The sequence below is a fragment of the uncultured Lawsonella sp. genome (genome assembly GCF_947252745.1).
Classification (GTDB): domain Bacteria; phylum Actinomycetota; class Actinomycetes; order Mycobacteriales; family Mycobacteriaceae; genus Lawsonella.
This window is the reverse complement of record NZ_CAMXWW010000006.1, coordinates 79,576-93,317: the sequence shown is the minus strand read 5'-3', so window position 1 is coordinate 93,317 and position 13,742 is coordinate 79,576. Positions and strand designations below refer to the sequence as shown.

At 56.4% G+C, this 13,742-nt stretch carries 16 protein-coding genes; 14 read left to right on the top strand and 2 right to left on the bottom strand.

What is annotated here, in order from left to right; genetic code table 11:
* Nucleotides 1-3: 3 nt before the first annotated feature.
* Nucleotides 4-345 (bottom strand): hypothetical protein, encoded by a 342-nt coding sequence (locus Q0X28_RS06685; RefSeq protein ID WP_298577203.1) that lies wholly within the window; start codon nt 343-345, stop codon nt 4-6.
* A 129-nt stretch (nt 346-474) separates the two neighbouring features.
* Here Q0X28_RS06685 and ftsY point away from each other — a divergent pair, with 129 nt between their 5' ends.
* Together ftsY and ffh are read left to right on the top strand one after the other, a co-directional pair.
* A complete protein-coding gene (ftsY, locus tag Q0X28_RS06680) occupies nt 475-2,043 on the top strand; it encodes a signal recognition particle-docking protein FtsY (protein WP_296237394.1) in 1,569 nt (522 codons plus the stop codon).
* Between the two features lie 145 nt (nt 2,044-2,188).
* Entirely contained in the window at nt 2,189-3,760 is a 1,572-nt protein-coding gene (gene ffh, locus Q0X28_RS06675) for a signal recognition particle protein (RefSeq protein ID WP_296237391.1), read from the top strand.
* Nucleotides 3,761-3,828: 68 nt separating this feature from the next.
* Here ffh and Q0X28_RS06670 read toward each other — a convergent pair whose 3' ends face one another.
* A complete protein-coding gene (locus Q0X28_RS06670) occupies nt 3,829-4,668 on the bottom strand; it encodes an SDR family oxidoreductase (RefSeq protein ID WP_296237389.1) in 840 nt (279 codons plus the stop codon).
* A 227-nt stretch (nt 4,669-4,895) separates the two neighbouring features.
* On the opposite strand from Q0X28_RS06670, the gene rpsP reads away from it, so the two are divergent.
* The 12 genes from rpsP (at nt 4,896) to hemH (ending at nt 13,732) form a co-directional block, all read left to right on the top strand.
* Nucleotides 4,896-5,369: a 30S ribosomal protein S16 gene (gene rpsP / locus Q0X28_RS06665; protein WP_296237387.1), complete on the top strand. Its 474-nt coding sequence runs from the start codon at nt 4,896-4,898 to the stop codon at nt 5,367-5,369.
* 2 nt (nt 5,370-5,371) lie between these two features.
* Entirely contained in the window at nt 5,372-5,620 is a 249-nt protein-coding gene (locus Q0X28_RS06660) for an RNA-binding protein (protein WP_296237385.1), read from the top strand.
* 57 nt (nt 5,621-5,677) lie between these two features.
* A complete protein-coding gene (gene rimM / locus Q0X28_RS06655; RefSeq protein WP_296237383.1) occupies nt 5,678-6,202 on the top strand; it encodes a ribosome maturation factor RimM in 525 nt (174 codons plus the stop codon).
* Entirely contained in the window at nt 6,199-6,996 is a 798-nt protein-coding gene (gene trmD / locus Q0X28_RS06650) for a tRNA (guanosine(37)-N1)-methyltransferase TrmD (protein ID WP_298577199.1), read from the top strand. The genes rimM and trmD overlap by 4 nt, the downstream gene beginning before the upstream one ends.
* 167 nt (nt 6,997-7,163) lie before the next feature.
* Nucleotides 7,164-7,505, top strand: a complete 342-nt coding sequence (gene rplS, locus Q0X28_RS06645; RefSeq protein WP_053961459.1) for a 50S ribosomal protein L19 — start codon at nt 7,164-7,166, stop codon at nt 7,503-7,505.
* 142 nt (nt 7,506-7,647) lie between these two features.
* A complete protein-coding gene (gene lepB, locus Q0X28_RS06640; protein ID WP_296237378.1) occupies nt 7,648-8,415 on the top strand; it encodes a signal peptidase I in 768 nt (255 codons plus the stop codon).
* A gap of 31 nt (nt 8,416-8,446) precedes the next feature.
* Nucleotides 8,447-9,121 (top strand): ribonuclease HII, encoded by a 675-nt coding sequence (locus Q0X28_RS06635; RefSeq protein WP_296237376.1) that lies wholly within the window; start codon nt 8,447-8,449, stop codon nt 9,119-9,121.
* Between the two features lie 3 nt (nt 9,122-9,124).
* A complete protein-coding gene (locus Q0X28_RS06630) occupies nt 9,125-9,427 on the top strand; it encodes a DUF2469 domain-containing protein (protein ID WP_296237373.1) in 303 nt (100 codons plus the stop codon).
* A 148-nt stretch (nt 9,428-9,575) separates the two neighbouring features.
* The gene (locus Q0X28_RS06625) at nt 9,576-9,977 is read left to right on the top strand and encodes a YraN family protein (protein ID WP_296237371.1); all 402 of its coding nucleotides are present in this window, start codon (nt 9,576-9,578) and stop codon (nt 9,975-9,977) included.
* Complete coding sequence (locus tag Q0X28_RS06620; protein WP_296237369.1) at nt 9,974-11,566, top strand: YifB family Mg chelatase-like AAA ATPase; 1,593 nt, start codon at nt 9,974-9,976, stop codon at nt 11,564-11,566. The genes Q0X28_RS06625 and Q0X28_RS06620 overlap by 4 nt, the downstream gene beginning before the upstream one ends.
* Nucleotides 11,567-11,577: 11 nt before the next feature.
* Nucleotides 11,578-12,744 carry a DNA-processing protein DprA gene (gene dprA / locus Q0X28_RS06615; protein ID WP_296237367.1) on the top strand — a complete coding sequence of 389 codons (1,167 nt, stop codon included), beginning with the start codon at nt 11,578-11,580 and terminating at the stop codon, nt 12,742-12,744.
* On the top strand, nt 12,719-13,732 hold the full coding sequence (gene hemH / locus Q0X28_RS06610) for a ferrochelatase (protein ID WP_296237364.1): 1,014 nt from the start codon (nt 12,719-12,721) through the stop codon (nt 13,730-13,732). Before dprA ends, hemH begins: the two co-directional genes overlap by 26 nt.
* Nucleotides 13,733-13,742 lie beyond the last annotated feature (10 nt).

Here is a 13,742-nt window from a genome sequence, read left to right as displayed (position 1 = left end):
TGGTCAGCAGCGGGGGTGGATGGTGAAACCCTGCGCCTGCACCTCTCGCTGTAGTCCCATGGCTTCTTGAGCCAGGTCGAGACCTTTCTTCGAGCGGGCCATGAGCCGTACCCCAATAATGTCGTCCTGCCAGGAGGTGGGCTGCTTGGTGAGTGTGTCACCGAGGTCGTCAGCCATCCCTACGAAAAGGTCTCCATTGGCGAAAATGAGGGTATAGAGGCCGGGAACATGGGAGAACCGCCGCTGGTATATAATGGAAATAGCTTCGCTATACGGGATTTCTGGGCGGAATCCACGCTTATCCGCCCACTCGTTAATAGCGGCATGCTGAGTGTCGTCACTCATGGAAACCCTCCTGAGCAGTGCATCGTGTCGTGCCCCTCTATTGTGCTGGCTTGAGGCAGAAAAACCACAATCCACACATGCTGGGACGTGGTTCCTGCAAGGAGAGCGAGAACCTGACACACTAGTACCGTGGATACTAATACTCTCATCGCCATAATCGTTGGCGTCGTCATCGGCGTCATTATTGTCGCTGTCGCGATCGCGCTTGCTCTGGGGGCTAAAAAGAAGAAGCAAGAAGCCATCACCTTCTCTGAAAAGAAGGAACTGGAGGGGAAGGAACGCAGTGGCTCGTACAGTGCAGGTGGAGGTTTTTCCTTCTCAGAGGGCTCCGGAGAGCTCAAGCAGAAAACTCCTGCGCCCAAAAAGATGCCCACTCCCACCCGCGCTTCGACTCCCAGTCCTGCTCCGGTAGTTCCCCCCGCGGATACTGCTGAAGCTTCCGTAGAGCAGGAAGAGAGGCAAGCTACTCAGCTGAAGAACAGTGCTCCGGCTGTTGTCGTGCCGCAGGCTCCCGCTCCGGCTGAGGCCCCTGTTCCAGTTGAGACCTCCGAAATTGGTGAATCGGAGATCCATCCTATTCCGCCACTGTCGGACGAGCCCCCGCTCGCTCCTGGGCCGCAAACTGAAGAGGACGTCACCCCTACAGAACACGAACTACCTACCGGGGATCCCTATGCCAGCACAGAGGTAGAGATCATTCCGGCTAAGGGAGGGTCGGACGACGTCGCCGAACTGCCGTGCGAAGAGGAACCTACGGCTCCGGTGGCAGAAAAGGTCCCCTCAGCTCGTGGCCGGCTTTCTCGGCTTCGCGGCCGTCTTTCGCGATCCAACAACGTCTTCTCGAACGGCGTTCTCGGTATCCTCGGTGCGGGTGACCTTGACGAGGACGCGTGGGAAGAGGTCGAGGACACGCTCATCATGGCAGACCTTGGTACCGCCATTACTCTGCGGGTGACAGACCGTTTACGGGATGAGCTTGCCAGTTCATCGATCCATGACGAAGCCGGCGCACGTGCTCTACTGCGGGAGATTCTTATTGAAGAGTGCCATCCCGAACTTGATCGCTCCCTTAAGGCTCTTCCGCACGACGACCATCCCGCTATCCTCCTCATGGTGGGTGTCAACGGCACAGGAAAGACAACCACGACGGGCAAACTTGCCCGTGTGCTTGTTGGTGATGGACGGCGCGTCCTGTTGGGAGCCGCAGATACCTTCCGGGCAGCAGCCGCTGACCAGCTCCAGACCTGGGGTGATCGGGTAGGCGCCACCACAATCCGCGGTGCGGAAAGGGCAGACCCTGCCGCCATCGCCTTCGATGCTGTCGATGCGGGCGTCCAACAAGGTGTCGATGCGGTACTCATTGACACCGCCGGACGATTGCATACCAAAACGGGTCTCATGGACGAACTGGGCAAAGTGAAGCGTGTGGTCTCAAAGAAGGCCAGTGTTGATGAAGTCCTTCTGGTCCTCGATGCTACGGTAGGCCAAAACGGTATTCTGCAGGCCAAGGAGTTTAAGAATGTTGTCGACATCACCGGTGTGGTGCTCACCAAGCTCGACGGTACTGCGAAAGGCGGCATCGTCTTCCAAGTACAGGAGGAGCTCGGTGTGCCAGTGAAACTGGTGGGTTTGGGTGAAGGAGCCGATGACCTTGCCCCATTCGAGCCGGCGGCCTTCGTCGACGCACTGCTGGCCTAAAACACCCCCTTGTTCACTCGCATCCCAGAGCGAGGATCACCTGGCCTTGCGGAACCGACCGCGCCTCTCACGAGGTAGGCGGGTAACATGAGGGAGAATTGATGCGGCGTACATCGCCCTGCCCCCATTCCAGGAGAAAACACACGTGTTTGAGTCTCTTTCCGATCGCCTAGGAAACGCCCTCAAGGGTCTCAAAGGCAAAGGTAAGCTCACTGATGCCGATATTGATGCAACGTCACGGGAAATTCGCCTCGCACTGCTTGATGCTGACGTCGCACTTCCCGTCGTGCGGAGTTTTGTCAAGCGTGTCAAAGCTCGTGCCAAGGGAGCAGAGGTTCACGCTGCCCTCAACCCGGCTCAGCAGTTCGTCAAGATCGTCAACGAAGAGCTCACCAGCATTCTCGGTGGGGAAGCACGACGCCTTAATTTCTCTAAGACGCTTCCTACTGTCATCATGCTGGCTGGTCTCCAAGGCGCAGGTAAAACCACTCTTGCAGGTAAACTTGCCCGCTACCTTGCAGCACATGGCCACACCCCCATGCTGGTGGCATGTGACTTGCAGCGTCCGGGTGCCGTCAGTCAGTTGCAGATTGTGGGCGAGCGAGCCGGTGTACCGGTGTTCGCCCCCAACCCTGGGACGAGTGTAGGGGCAGGCGACAGCCCCCTTGGCCGGACCTCCGGTGATCCCGCCGAAGTTGCCCGGCAGAGTATCGAAGAGGCTCGTCGCAAAGTCTATGACGTCGTCATTATCGATACCGCCGGCCGACTCGGCATCGACGAGGAGCTGATGGGTCAAGCACGGGCGATCCGTGATGCCGTCAACCCCGACGAGATCTTCTTCGTTCTAGACGCCATGATTGGCCAGGACGCGGTCACCACAGCTGAAGCTTTCCGTGATGGAGTCGGTTTCACGGGTGTTGTCCTCACCAAGCTCGATGGTGATGCCCGTGGCGGTGCTGCTCTGTCGGTGCGTGAGATGACGGGCGTGCCCATCATGTTCGCATCCACCGGTGAAAAACTGGACGACTTTGACGTCTTCCACCCTGATCGCATGTCAAGCCGCATCCTCGGCATGGGTGACCTCCTCACCCTCATCGAGCAGGCGGAACAGGTCTTTGACCAGCAGGAAGCTGAAAAGACTGCGACGCGCATGATGAGCGGGCAGCTGACGTTGGAAGACTTCCTCGACCAGCTGCTAATGGTGCGCCGAATGGGACCGCTCTCTAATATTCTCGGCATGATGCCTGGTGGGAAAGAAATGCAGCAGGCGGCTGCGTCCGTCGATGAGAAACAGCTGGACCATATTCAGGCAATCATCCGGGGCATGACTCCTGCTGAACGAGAAGATCCAACGATCTTGAACGCTTCCCGTCGGCGGCGTATTGCGTCCGGTTCTGGCGTCACTGTCACTGAGGTGAACCAACTGGTGGAGCGATTCCTGACGGCTCGTAAGATGATGAACAAGCTCACGAACCGGATGGGTCCGGCGGGTAACCGTCGAAAAGGTAAAGGCAAGAAGGGGAAGAATAGCCGCAAGGGAAAGGGACGTTCTCAGCAGCGCATGCCACAAGGTATGCCGGGCATGCCCGGCATACCCGGAATGCCAGGTGCCGGGAACGGAATGCCGGATCTTTCCCGCTTGGGTGGCGGCCTTGGTCAAATGCCACCTGGACTGGAGGGGATGGACCTCAGCAAACTGGAGTTCCCTAAGTTCTAGGCATTTTCCGCCACAGACCGAAGAAGGATCCCCGTTGAACGTAGTCAACGGGGATCCTTCTCTAGTATTTACTTCTTGATGTAGGTCTTGCGGAGACCCCATTCCAGCAGAGTATTCGGCAGTAGCCGCTTCGCCCAGTACACCAGGCGATAGTCAGCTCCAACTGCCTGACGGATGGGGGGATTCTTCTTTCCCATCATTTTCACGATGACATCGACCACCTTGCTCGGTGGGACACCATGCTCTTCGTCGTGAGACATTTGCGCGACAGCGGTCTCCGCGGTGGCGAAGTAGGGGGAATCCTGTGGTTCGTCATGGGTACGTGCCGCAGTGAACTCAGTTTTGGTATCTCCGGGCTCCACCAGTGTGGCCTTAATGCCGAAGTGACGTCCCTCCATACGCAAACCATCGACATAGGCTTCAACCGCGTACTTCGACGAAGAATAGTGCGATTGGAAGGGGACGGAGAGGAAACCTGCAACAGAACTAATTACAATAACCAGCGAGTTTTTGTGCTCGCGAAGACGGGGGAGAGCCACCTGGTTAACGTTCAGCACACCGAAGTAGTTGGTTTCCATCTGCGCGCGAACACGGTCGATGGGAATACACTCGCAGGACCCAGCGACACCAAATCCCGCACAGTGAATAACGATGCCCAGATCAGGGATGGCGCTAATAACAGCCTTAATTGACTCAGGATCGGTGACGTCCATGTGGCGGTTGATAATTGAGCCACCAGAGGCGAAGTCTTCCGTTTTTTCTTCACAACGTCGAGCACAGGAATAGACGGTGTAGCCGGCCGCCGCGAGCCGTTCGGCGGTGCAACGTCCAATACCGCTGGATCCACCCGTGATGAGGACATGTGGGGAATACTGCGGATGAATAAGGGATTTTGTGTGATCTGCCATAGCAAGGATTCTAAACAGCGAATTTCCTTCTTGTGTCCATCTCTGGCAGAATTAACACCTGGTCTACATTAATTAACAAGGACCTAAAGAGGGCGTCGGATCCGGTTTCTGTGACGGATAGTACCTTCCAGATGTGCCGACCGACCGTCACACCCACTCGAGGGGGAAAACCGGATACGGACTCCTGTATCGCTGCATTCCCCTGTGACACAGAAAAGGAGCCATTCATGGCTGTCAAGATTAAGCTCATGCGTCTCGGCAAGATTCGCACTCCCGAATACCGCATCGTCGTTGCTGATGCCCGTACTCGTCGTTCCGGCCGCGCCATCGAGACCATCGGTCAGTACCACCCGAAGCGCGAGCCCAGCGTCATCGAGATTAATTCCGAGCGTGTCCAGTACTGGCTCGGTGTTGGCGCTCAGCCTACTGATGCGGTATTGAACCTCCTCAAGGTCACCGGCGACTGGCAGAAGTTCAAGGGCTTCCCTGGCACGGAAGGCACCCTTAAGGTTGCTGAGCCCAAGCCCTCTAAGCTGGATCTCTTCAACAAAGCCCTCGAAGAAGCCGCCAACGAGCCTACCGCCGAGGCCATCACCGCCAAGCGTAAGGCTGACAAGAAGGCTAAGGAAGAGGCCGAGAAGAAGGCTGCTGAAGAAGCTGCTTCTGAGAATACCGCTGACGAGGCTGCTGAGGCTGAATAACAATGCTGAACGCCACCATCGTTGCGGATGCTGTTGACCACTTGGTCCGCGGTATTGTCAGCAATCCGGATGACGTGGAAGTCGCTCTGGTGCACGGTCGTCGTGGCCGCACCATCGAAATCACTGTTAACCCGGATGACCTGGGCAAAGTTATTGGCCGTGGCGGGCGTAACGCCACTGCGCTGCGCACTGTCGTCACCGCCTTGGGCGGGCGCAATCTGCGCGTCGACGTTGTAGATTCCGATCAGTAACTACCATTACGCTGGAGGCAGAAACCTGTAGTTGCTGCCACCGCAAGGAGTTACCCCATGGAGCTAGCCACCGGCACCGTCATCAAATCCCACGGAATCCGTGGCGATCTTGTTGTCGACGTCCGTACGGATTCCCCCGACGAACGGTTCGCGGTAGGCACCACAATTACATTACGTCTTACGAGCGGCGTCACCTCTCATCATGAGGTGACGGCCGCTCGTTGGCATCAGGACCGACTCCTCATTCACCTCGCTGATATCAATGATCGGACTGCTGCAGATGCACTTCGCCGCGCCGATATCATTATTGATTCTGACGAGCTCGTTAACGCAGACAACCCGGTAGAAGACGAGTATCACGTCACCTCCCTCATCGGACTGGAGGTTGTCAACGTTGGGGGAGAGAAGCTTGGTGAGGTGACGGATGTCCTACCCTATACGGCTCAGGATTTGCTCAGTATCACTGATGCTGAGGAGCGTACGCATCTTGTACCCTTCGTTACCGCTATGGTGCCAGAAGTCGACGTTGCTGCTGGTCGTCTTATTGTCGATCTTCCGGAAGGGTTGTGGGAGCTGCCATGAAATTAGACATCTTTACTATTTTCCCGAAATACCTTGTGCCGCTTCATCAGTCACTTCCCGGAAAAGCGATTGAGGCAGGCACGGTGGACGTGCAGGTCCATAACCTCCGAGACTTTGCCCACGATGTCCATCGGTCTGTCGATGACACTCCCTATGGCGGTGGCCCGGGGATGGTCATGAAACCAACGGTATGGGGAGAAGCACTAGATACGGTTGACCTCGCGGATGACCCACTCCTCGTCGTTCCTACCCCGGCCGGTCGTCCATTCACCCAGCGCGATGCGGCAACCTGGTCTCAGGAAACGCATCTCGTGTTTGCATGCGGTCGTTACGAGGGCATTGATCAACGTGTGGTTGACGATGCACGGCGTCGAATGCGAGTTGTCGAAGTGTCCATCGGAGACTACGTCCTCAATGGGGGAGAGGTTGCTGTGCTAGTCATCAGTGAGGCAATTATTCGACTCCTCCCAGGGGTGCTGGGCAACAAACGCTCGTGTGAGGAAGATTCCTTCTCTGATGGTCTTCTCGAGGGGCCTTCGTACACTCGTCCTGAAGTCTGGCGCGATCTTGCTGTGCCCGAAGTACTGTTGTCAGGGCATCACGCCCGGATTGACCAGTGGCGGCACGAACAATCCCTCCGACGTACCTACGAACGCCGCCCCGAGCTGCTCCGTAGTGTCGATCTCACCCCGCAAGACCAGTATCTTCTGGATTCCTTGGCGGAGCAGGCTGACGATGAGGAGACTGTGGTGGCCCAGGGAGAACTGTGCCACCCTCCCACCGCCTGCGATTAGGGAAAAGTCACGTTATATGGCAGAATTATCCTGTTGTTTGTGCACCTCCTGTGGTGGACCGCTCATGGCTCAACCACGCACGTACAAACTGCCTGATCGGGGTACGAACCAGTTGAGCACCTGCCGCTAGGTTCCTCTGCCTTATGACTAGCATGCAAGGAACTATTATGAACCTCATTGATTCCGTCGACGCGCAGTCGATGCGTGATGACATCCCGGCATTCCGTCCCGGCGATACCGTCAACGTTCACGTGAAAGTTATCGAAGGATCCAAGGAACGCATCCAGGTCTTCAAGGGTGTAGTCATTCGTCGCCAAGGCTCTGGCATTCGTGAAACCTTCACCGTGCGCAAGGTGTCCTTCGGTGTCGGCGTGGAGCGTACTTTCCCGGTACATTCCCCCAATATCGATCAGATTGAGGTCGCCATTCGCGGTGATGTTCGTCGCGCCAAGCTCTACTACCTGCGCGACCGCCACGGCAAGGCTGCCAAGATCAAGGAAAAGCGTTAATCTCTCGTTTTTCATTGAGACTTCGACGAACCGGATCAGAGCCGTCAGGACTTCTGGTCCGGTTCGTCGTATCCTGTACACAGAGTAATTATCGGTCGCGCTCACCGCGCCTCGCGCCACAGTGAAAGGCCTTCCCGAAAGCATGCTTGGTCGCACGGAAAAAAACGCCGCTGACGGTGCCAACAACCGTCAAGAGAAAGAAAAATCTGCTGGAAGCGGTGTGCTGAGCTTCCTCAAAGAGGTCCTCATCATCGTCGTGATCGCGCTAGCTTTAAGTGCTCTTGTGCAGAATGTCTTCGCGCGTGTCTACGTCATCCCTTCGGAGTCAATGATGCCCACCCTGCAGGTTGGCGACCGTATTCTCGTTGACAAGATCAGCTATCGCACCGGGGATCCGAAACCTGGCGATGTCGTCGTGTTCAAAGGTCCCGACTCATGGAATGACGCATTCGAGTCCAGCCGCTCTGACGATCCCTTTGTTCGCGCTTTGCAGAATGCCGGATCCTTCGTCGGATTAGTGCCCCCGGATGAGAACGACCTGGTTAAACGCATCATTGCTGTGGGAGGCCAAACCGTTCGCTGTCAGCCCGGAGACAAGGGCATCACCGTGGATGACCACGTTATCGACTCCTCTTATACCCTCTACCCGCCAGTTGTTGATTGGGGAGGAAACCCCAACGGATCCAACGCCTGCGGTGGCCCCTACTTTGGCCCCATTACTATCCCCAAAGGATTTATGTGGGTGATGGGAGATAACCGAACGGACTCCGGCGACTCCCGCTATCACATGCAAGACCAATACCGCGGGGCCGTCCCAGTGAAGAATATCCGCGGCAAGGTCCAGACCATCATTTCTCCCGTAAAGCGTTGGCAGAAGGTGGACTCTCAGCCGCTGGTTCAGCCCAAGTAACCTTGTCCTTCCGCTTGTTTCCTTTGCTGCTATGGAGAACAATACGTTAGACTCCACCTACCTCCATGAGATGGAGGAAATGCTCATTGCCCACGGGTGCGGTCCAGTTGCGGGAGTCGATGAAGCTGGGCGTGGCGCATGCGCGGGACCACTCACTGTCGCTGCATGCATTCTGCCTGACGTGTGTGTGCCAGACCTAGCGGGACTCGCTGACTCCAAAAAGCTCACGCCGGCACGCCGCGAACGCCTCTTTCCTCTTATCCAAGCGCATGCAGTCGCCTGGTCCATCGTGCATTTCAGTGCCACCGAGGTAGATGAGATTGGCATACAGCGAGCAAATATCGAGGGAATGCGCAGAGCGGTCGCCCAGCTGAGTGTCCTCCCCGGCTATGTTCTGACTGACGGTTTTCCTGTCCCGGGGCTTCCCATGCCCTCACTGCCTGTTCTCAAAGGAGACGCCAACGTTTCCTGTATTGCCGCCGCCAGCGTGCTGGCGAAGGTCTCCCGAGACCACATAATGGTCGGTTTTGACCAGGTATTCCCCGAATACGGATTTGCAGGGCACAAAGGCTATGCGACAGCCTCTCATCAAGCCGCTATGGAACACTATGGAGTAAGCCCCATACACCGCATGAGTTATGCGAACGTGGCAAAAGCCCACCACATTGCGGGGATGCGCCAAACGTCACCTGTCGAGGAGGAATAGCGAATGGGTGTAGAAGACCTGGAAGACTACGAAGCCAGGATGGAGCTGTCCCTGTACCGAGAGTACAAGGACATCGTCAACCAGTTCAGCTATGTTGTGGAGACCGAGCGTCGCTTCTATCTTGCTAATGCCGTAGAAATGATTCCGCGAAATAGCCAGGGCGAGGTCTACTTCGAGGTACTGATGTCGGATGCCTGGGTATGGGACATGTATCGTCCGGCGCGCTTCGTGAAGAACGTTCGAGTCGTCACTTTCAAAGACGTCAACATCGAAGAGTTGGACAAACCAGATATCGAACTGCCGTAACTCCTTAACGTCGAAACTTCGTCAATGGGTAAACGTTTCGTCCGCTTAGCGGTGGGGTTCTCCACATTCCTGGAGAGTTGTGTATAGGACCCGTCCATATCCTCTTCCGCAGACCGAAAAGGGGTACGGGTGCGTCATGCTGTGAGACATGACCGATACGTTGACACCCCAAGAGCTCGGAGCACTCGGCGAAGATATTGCCGCGCAATGGCTGTGTGACCACAATTTCACAATTCTCGCGCGAAATGTGCGCCTGTCAGGAATTCGCGGTGAACTCGACATCATTGCGTCGGATCATGATGCTGCCCAGATTGTGTTTGTCGAGGTAAAAACACGGCGCACCATTCGTGCAGGCTGGCCAGAAGAGTCCATTACGCGAGCCAAAGAGCAGACGATCCGTCTGATTTCCTCAGAATGGCTCATCTCTCGGTATAAAGAGTCTCCGGCGTCTCTTCCACCACATGATGGAATACGCTTTGACGTGCTTTCACTACTGGGTAACCCCACTGAAGGATTTGAGATTCAGCATTTCCGGGATGTGCTGCGATGAGCCTAGGAGTTGCGCACAGCCTCACCATGCAAGGGTTACACGCCACGGTGGTGACTGTTGAAGCACATTGTGGGGGAGGGCTACCCGCAACCCATATTGTCGGCCGTGCTGATACAGCGGTTCGTGAAGCGGGAGATCGCCTTCGCTCCGCCTTCTCTACTGCCGGCCTTCCATGGCCACGACAGCGCCTCACCCTCTCCCTCTCACCCGCGGATATTCCCAAAACGGGAGCGCACTTCGATCTCGCTATCGCCTTAGCCATCTTGTCTGCACAATCGCACCTGCCAGCTCTCACCAGTTCCGCACAGACACTAGCGGTTGTCGGAGAAGTGGGGCTCGATGGACGTGTCTTGCCTGTCCACGGTGTATTGCCGATGGCAGCGGCAGCATGTGAGGCAGGGATTAGGACCCTGGTGGTACCTCGGGAAAACAGTGCAGAGGCGAGTCTCGTCACCGGGTTGCAGATTATTCCGGCGGACCACCTCACGACACTGCTCGACTCGCTCCACAAAGGAATCTCCCAGCTACCCCAAGAAGCCACCGCAGAATGTGGCGCCGCCGCTGACGGGATGTCCCACGCCGCGGAAGTCCAACAGTGTCAGTGTGAGAGTGAGGGAATTCTGGCTGCATCGGGAAATAGTGAATCTCCTGGAGATTTCTCAGATATCCGCGGGCAACGCCCAGCGGTGGAAGCAGCTCTCATTGCTGCCGCAGGAGGACACCATCTGCTTATGCTTGGGCCTCCGGGTGCAGGGAAATCGATGATTGCGCAGCGTATCCCCACCATCCTTCCTCCGCTCACATATGTCCATGCCTTGGAAGTTACTGCACTACATTCACTCCGAGGCAGAATTAACCCCGCTCATCCGCTCATCACCCAGCCTCCCTTCGAGGCACCACATGCGGGTATCACTCCAGCAGCACTCTTGGGTGGTGGTAGTGGATATGCACTGCCCGGCGTGGTATCGCTTGCACATAGAGGTGTTCTCTTCCTCGACGAGTGTACCGAGATCCCTGCAGGCACCCTCGATATGCTGCGAACTCCCTTGCAGGAAGGCGAAGTGCGTCTCGGCAGGAGTAAAGGCACTGTCACCTATCCTTCGCGCTGCCAGCTCGTGCTTGCCGGTAACTCCTGCCCATGTGGTGCCCCTTCACCACAAGACTGCCGCTGCTCCAGCGCTACCCGTGCACGCTACAGAGCGCGCCTCTCCGGCCCGCTCCTGGATCGGGTAGATCTACGCGTACGGGTTGCGCCAGTAGGTTTAGCTGCGCTTACCGAAGGGCGTGGGGTGAGCTCTCGCGAACTTCGTGAACGCGTCATAGCGGCACGTATTCGTGCGGCCGAACGGTGGGGTGACCATTACATCAACAGCGATGTCCCCGACGCGCTACTTGATGATCATCCGCTCCCCGCCACAGCACTACGACCGGTTCACAGCCAACTTCGTGCGGGGGTCCTCTCAGCGCGAGGATTGTCCCGCACTATCCGAGTGGCTTGGACACTTGCCGACCTTGCCGGACAATCAGTGCCTTCCACGAGAGAAGTGGCAACAGCCCTTCAACTACGCAGTCCACTCGACGATCTCTAATCACGATTTCTATGACTCAGACAACTACTCAAGAAGCATGGGCCTATCTCTCGCGAGTTGTGGAAGGCCCCTGTGCCCCGCTGGCAGATCTTATTGCGGAGCTCGGCCCTGAAGAAACTGCCTATGTCATCCGACACCATGACCATCTGCCAGAGGTCCTCGAACACCGGGTGCGGGCTCGACGAGACTGGGACTGTGCACAGGACGATCTAGAGTGTGCACAAGCCAATGGTTTCCATTTGTTGACTCCTGATATGCCCGAGTGGCCGAGTGATCACCTAGCCGAGTTTGGTTATTCCGCTATGTATGCCCGGCAGGTGCGGGACGCAGCTGCATGGGCCCCCTATGCGCTGTGGGTAAAGGGCAATATGGACGTCCTCCGTTGTCCGTCAATCGCGGTGGTAGGAAGTCGCCATCCCTCAACTGATGGGAAGAGAGTCACTGCCACATTGTGTGCAGAAATGGCGGTCGAGAATATTGGTCTCGTTTCTGGGCTGGCTTGTGGAGTCGATAGTATCGCGCATCAGACGGCCGTACAGTTGGGAACTTCGACAATTGCTGTGGTGGCATGCGGATTGGATCGAGTCTATCCGGCACGACACACCGCACTGGCTCGAAGCATCGTGCACAATGGGCTCATCGTCAGTGAGTATCCGCCGGGTACGCGTCCAGCTCGCTATCGCTTTCTTGCCCGCAACCGTCTTCTTGCTGCTTTTTCTCAGGGAGTGTTGGTGACCTCAGCGGCATGGCGTTCAGGTGCCCTCAACACAGCTGGTTGGGCACGTGATTTAGGTAAACCCGTGATGGCTGTGCCGCACAGTAGCCAAGATGTGGATGGTGTTGGATGCCATCGTCTCATACGTGAGGGAGCCACGCTGGTGACAAGGGGCGCGGAGATTCTGGAAGAGCTCGGTCCCATAGGGCAGTTGGCCCTACCGCTGGAGAGCGCGAATTCTCCGATTGATCGATTGAGCGACGATGAGAAAAAAGTATGGAATGCGATCTCTCCCTTCTTTTCTAGCTCTTTGGAGGAGATCCGTACAGAAACAGGATTGGAGACACTCAAAGTGCAAATGTCTCTAAAAGCCCTTGTGGACTGTAGACTGATCACCGCAACTGCCGACCGCTGGACACGGAAAGAGACTGCGCCACATGAAGAACGGGTGCCTCATTGTTAACCTAGGTAGCCCAGATGAGCCTACTGAGAACGCAATCCGAGCATTCCTCGCCGCCATGCTCAGTGACCGTTGTGTTGTCAATCTTCCGCCCGCCCTATGGAAGCCCATTCTGCATGGCATCGTTTTGCGAGTTCGCCCGCGTAAACTCGTCGATCGTTATCGCGCAATATGGACACCCAATGGGTCACCTCTCGCAGTGATCACGCAACAACAATGCGACATGCTCCAGCAGGCCTTACCAAATGTTGACGTGAAATACGCTTTCTGCGCCTCCTCACCCACCATCGAAGAGGTACTCACAGACTGGGATATCGATACGCTCACCATCATTCCCCTTTATCCTCAATTTGCGACATCTACTGTCACCCCAGTCGTGGATCGTGTCCTCAACTTCTACGATGCACTCGACCATCGCACCCAAGGTTCCGATAAAGACCGTTCGCACCGAGAGACACCAGCGCACCCATACCTTCGATTTGTCCCCAGCTTCGCCACGGAAGCGCACATGATTGGCTGGTATCACCGACAAATAGAGACATGTCTGAGAACGGGGGAGTGTGACCATCTATTGCTGTCGTTCCATGGCGTCCCCAACCAGCGCTACCACCTCGCCGCACACTATAAAGCGCAATGTTGTGCAACCCGTGATGCTATTGCTGACGCTTACCCCAATCTACCTGTGTCGATGAGCTTTCAATCAAAATTCGGTCCTGGGGAGTGGCTTGGTCCGGCAACACGACAGCGTGTCACCGAGCTACCGCAGGAAGGCGTCAGCAATCTCGTTGTAGCAACCCCCGCCTTTGTTGCGGACTGTTTAGAAACCTTGGGAGAAGTGGGTCTCGACTATCGCGAGCAATTCCTGGCAGCAGGAGGCCAGTCCTACCGGGTCATTAGCCCCATCAATGCTGATCCTGCGTTTACGCACACCCTGGTCTCGCTCTACCAATCGGTGGAAAATACCTCACCAGCGCCACTGTGTATGGGTTGATTTCTCCCTT

Excerpts from the sequence above, each read along its gene's own strand:
- lepB (WP_296237378.1), top strand. The coding sequence starts at position 7,648 with ATGCTTGGTCGCACGGAAAAAAACGCCGCTGACGGTGCCAACAACCGT.
- Q0X28_RS06660 (WP_296237385.1), top strand. The coding sequence starts at position 5,372 with ATGCTGAACGCCACCATCGTTGCGGATGCTGTTGACCACTTGGTCCGC.
- Q0X28_RS06625 (WP_296237371.1), top strand. The coding sequence starts at position 9,576 with ATGACCGATACGTTGACACCCCAAGAGCTCGGAGCACTCGGCGAAGAT.
- Q0X28_RS06635 (WP_296237376.1), top strand. The coding sequence starts at position 8,447 with ATGGAGAACAATACGTTAGACTCCACCTACCTCCATGAGATGGAGGAA.
- Q0X28_RS06670 (WP_296237389.1), bottom strand. The coding sequence starts at position 4,668 with ATGGCAGATCACACAAAATCCCTTATTCATCCGCAGTATTCCCCACAT.
- rplS (WP_053961459.1), top strand. The coding sequence starts at position 7,164 with ATGAACCTCATTGATTCCGTCGACGCGCAGTCGATGCGTGATGACATC.
- dprA (WP_296237367.1), top strand. The coding sequence starts at position 11,578 with ATGACTCAGACAACTACTCAAGAAGCATGGGCCTATCTCTCGCGAGTT.
- Q0X28_RS06630 (WP_296237373.1), top strand. The coding sequence starts at position 9,125 with ATGGGTGTAGAAGACCTGGAAGACTACGAAGCCAGGATGGAGCTGTCC.
- trmD (WP_298577199.1), top strand. The coding sequence starts at position 6,199 with ATGAAATTAGACATCTTTACTATTTTCCCGAAATACCTTGTGCCGCTT.
- hemH (WP_296237364.1), top strand. The coding sequence starts at position 12,719 with ATGAAGAACGGGTGCCTCATTGTTAACCTAGGTAGCCCAGATGAGCCT.
- rpsP (WP_296237387.1), top strand. The coding sequence starts at position 4,896 with ATGGCTGTCAAGATTAAGCTCATGCGTCTCGGCAAGATTCGCACTCCC.
- Q0X28_RS06620 (WP_296237369.1), top strand. The coding sequence starts at position 9,974 with ATGAGCCTAGGAGTTGCGCACAGCCTCACCATGCAAGGGTTACACGCC.
- Q0X28_RS06685 (WP_298577203.1), bottom strand. The coding sequence starts at position 345 with ATGAGTGACGACACTCAGCATGCCGCTATTAACGAGTGGGCGGATAAG.
- rimM (WP_296237383.1), top strand. The coding sequence starts at position 5,678 with ATGGAGCTAGCCACCGGCACCGTCATCAAATCCCACGGAATCCGTGGC.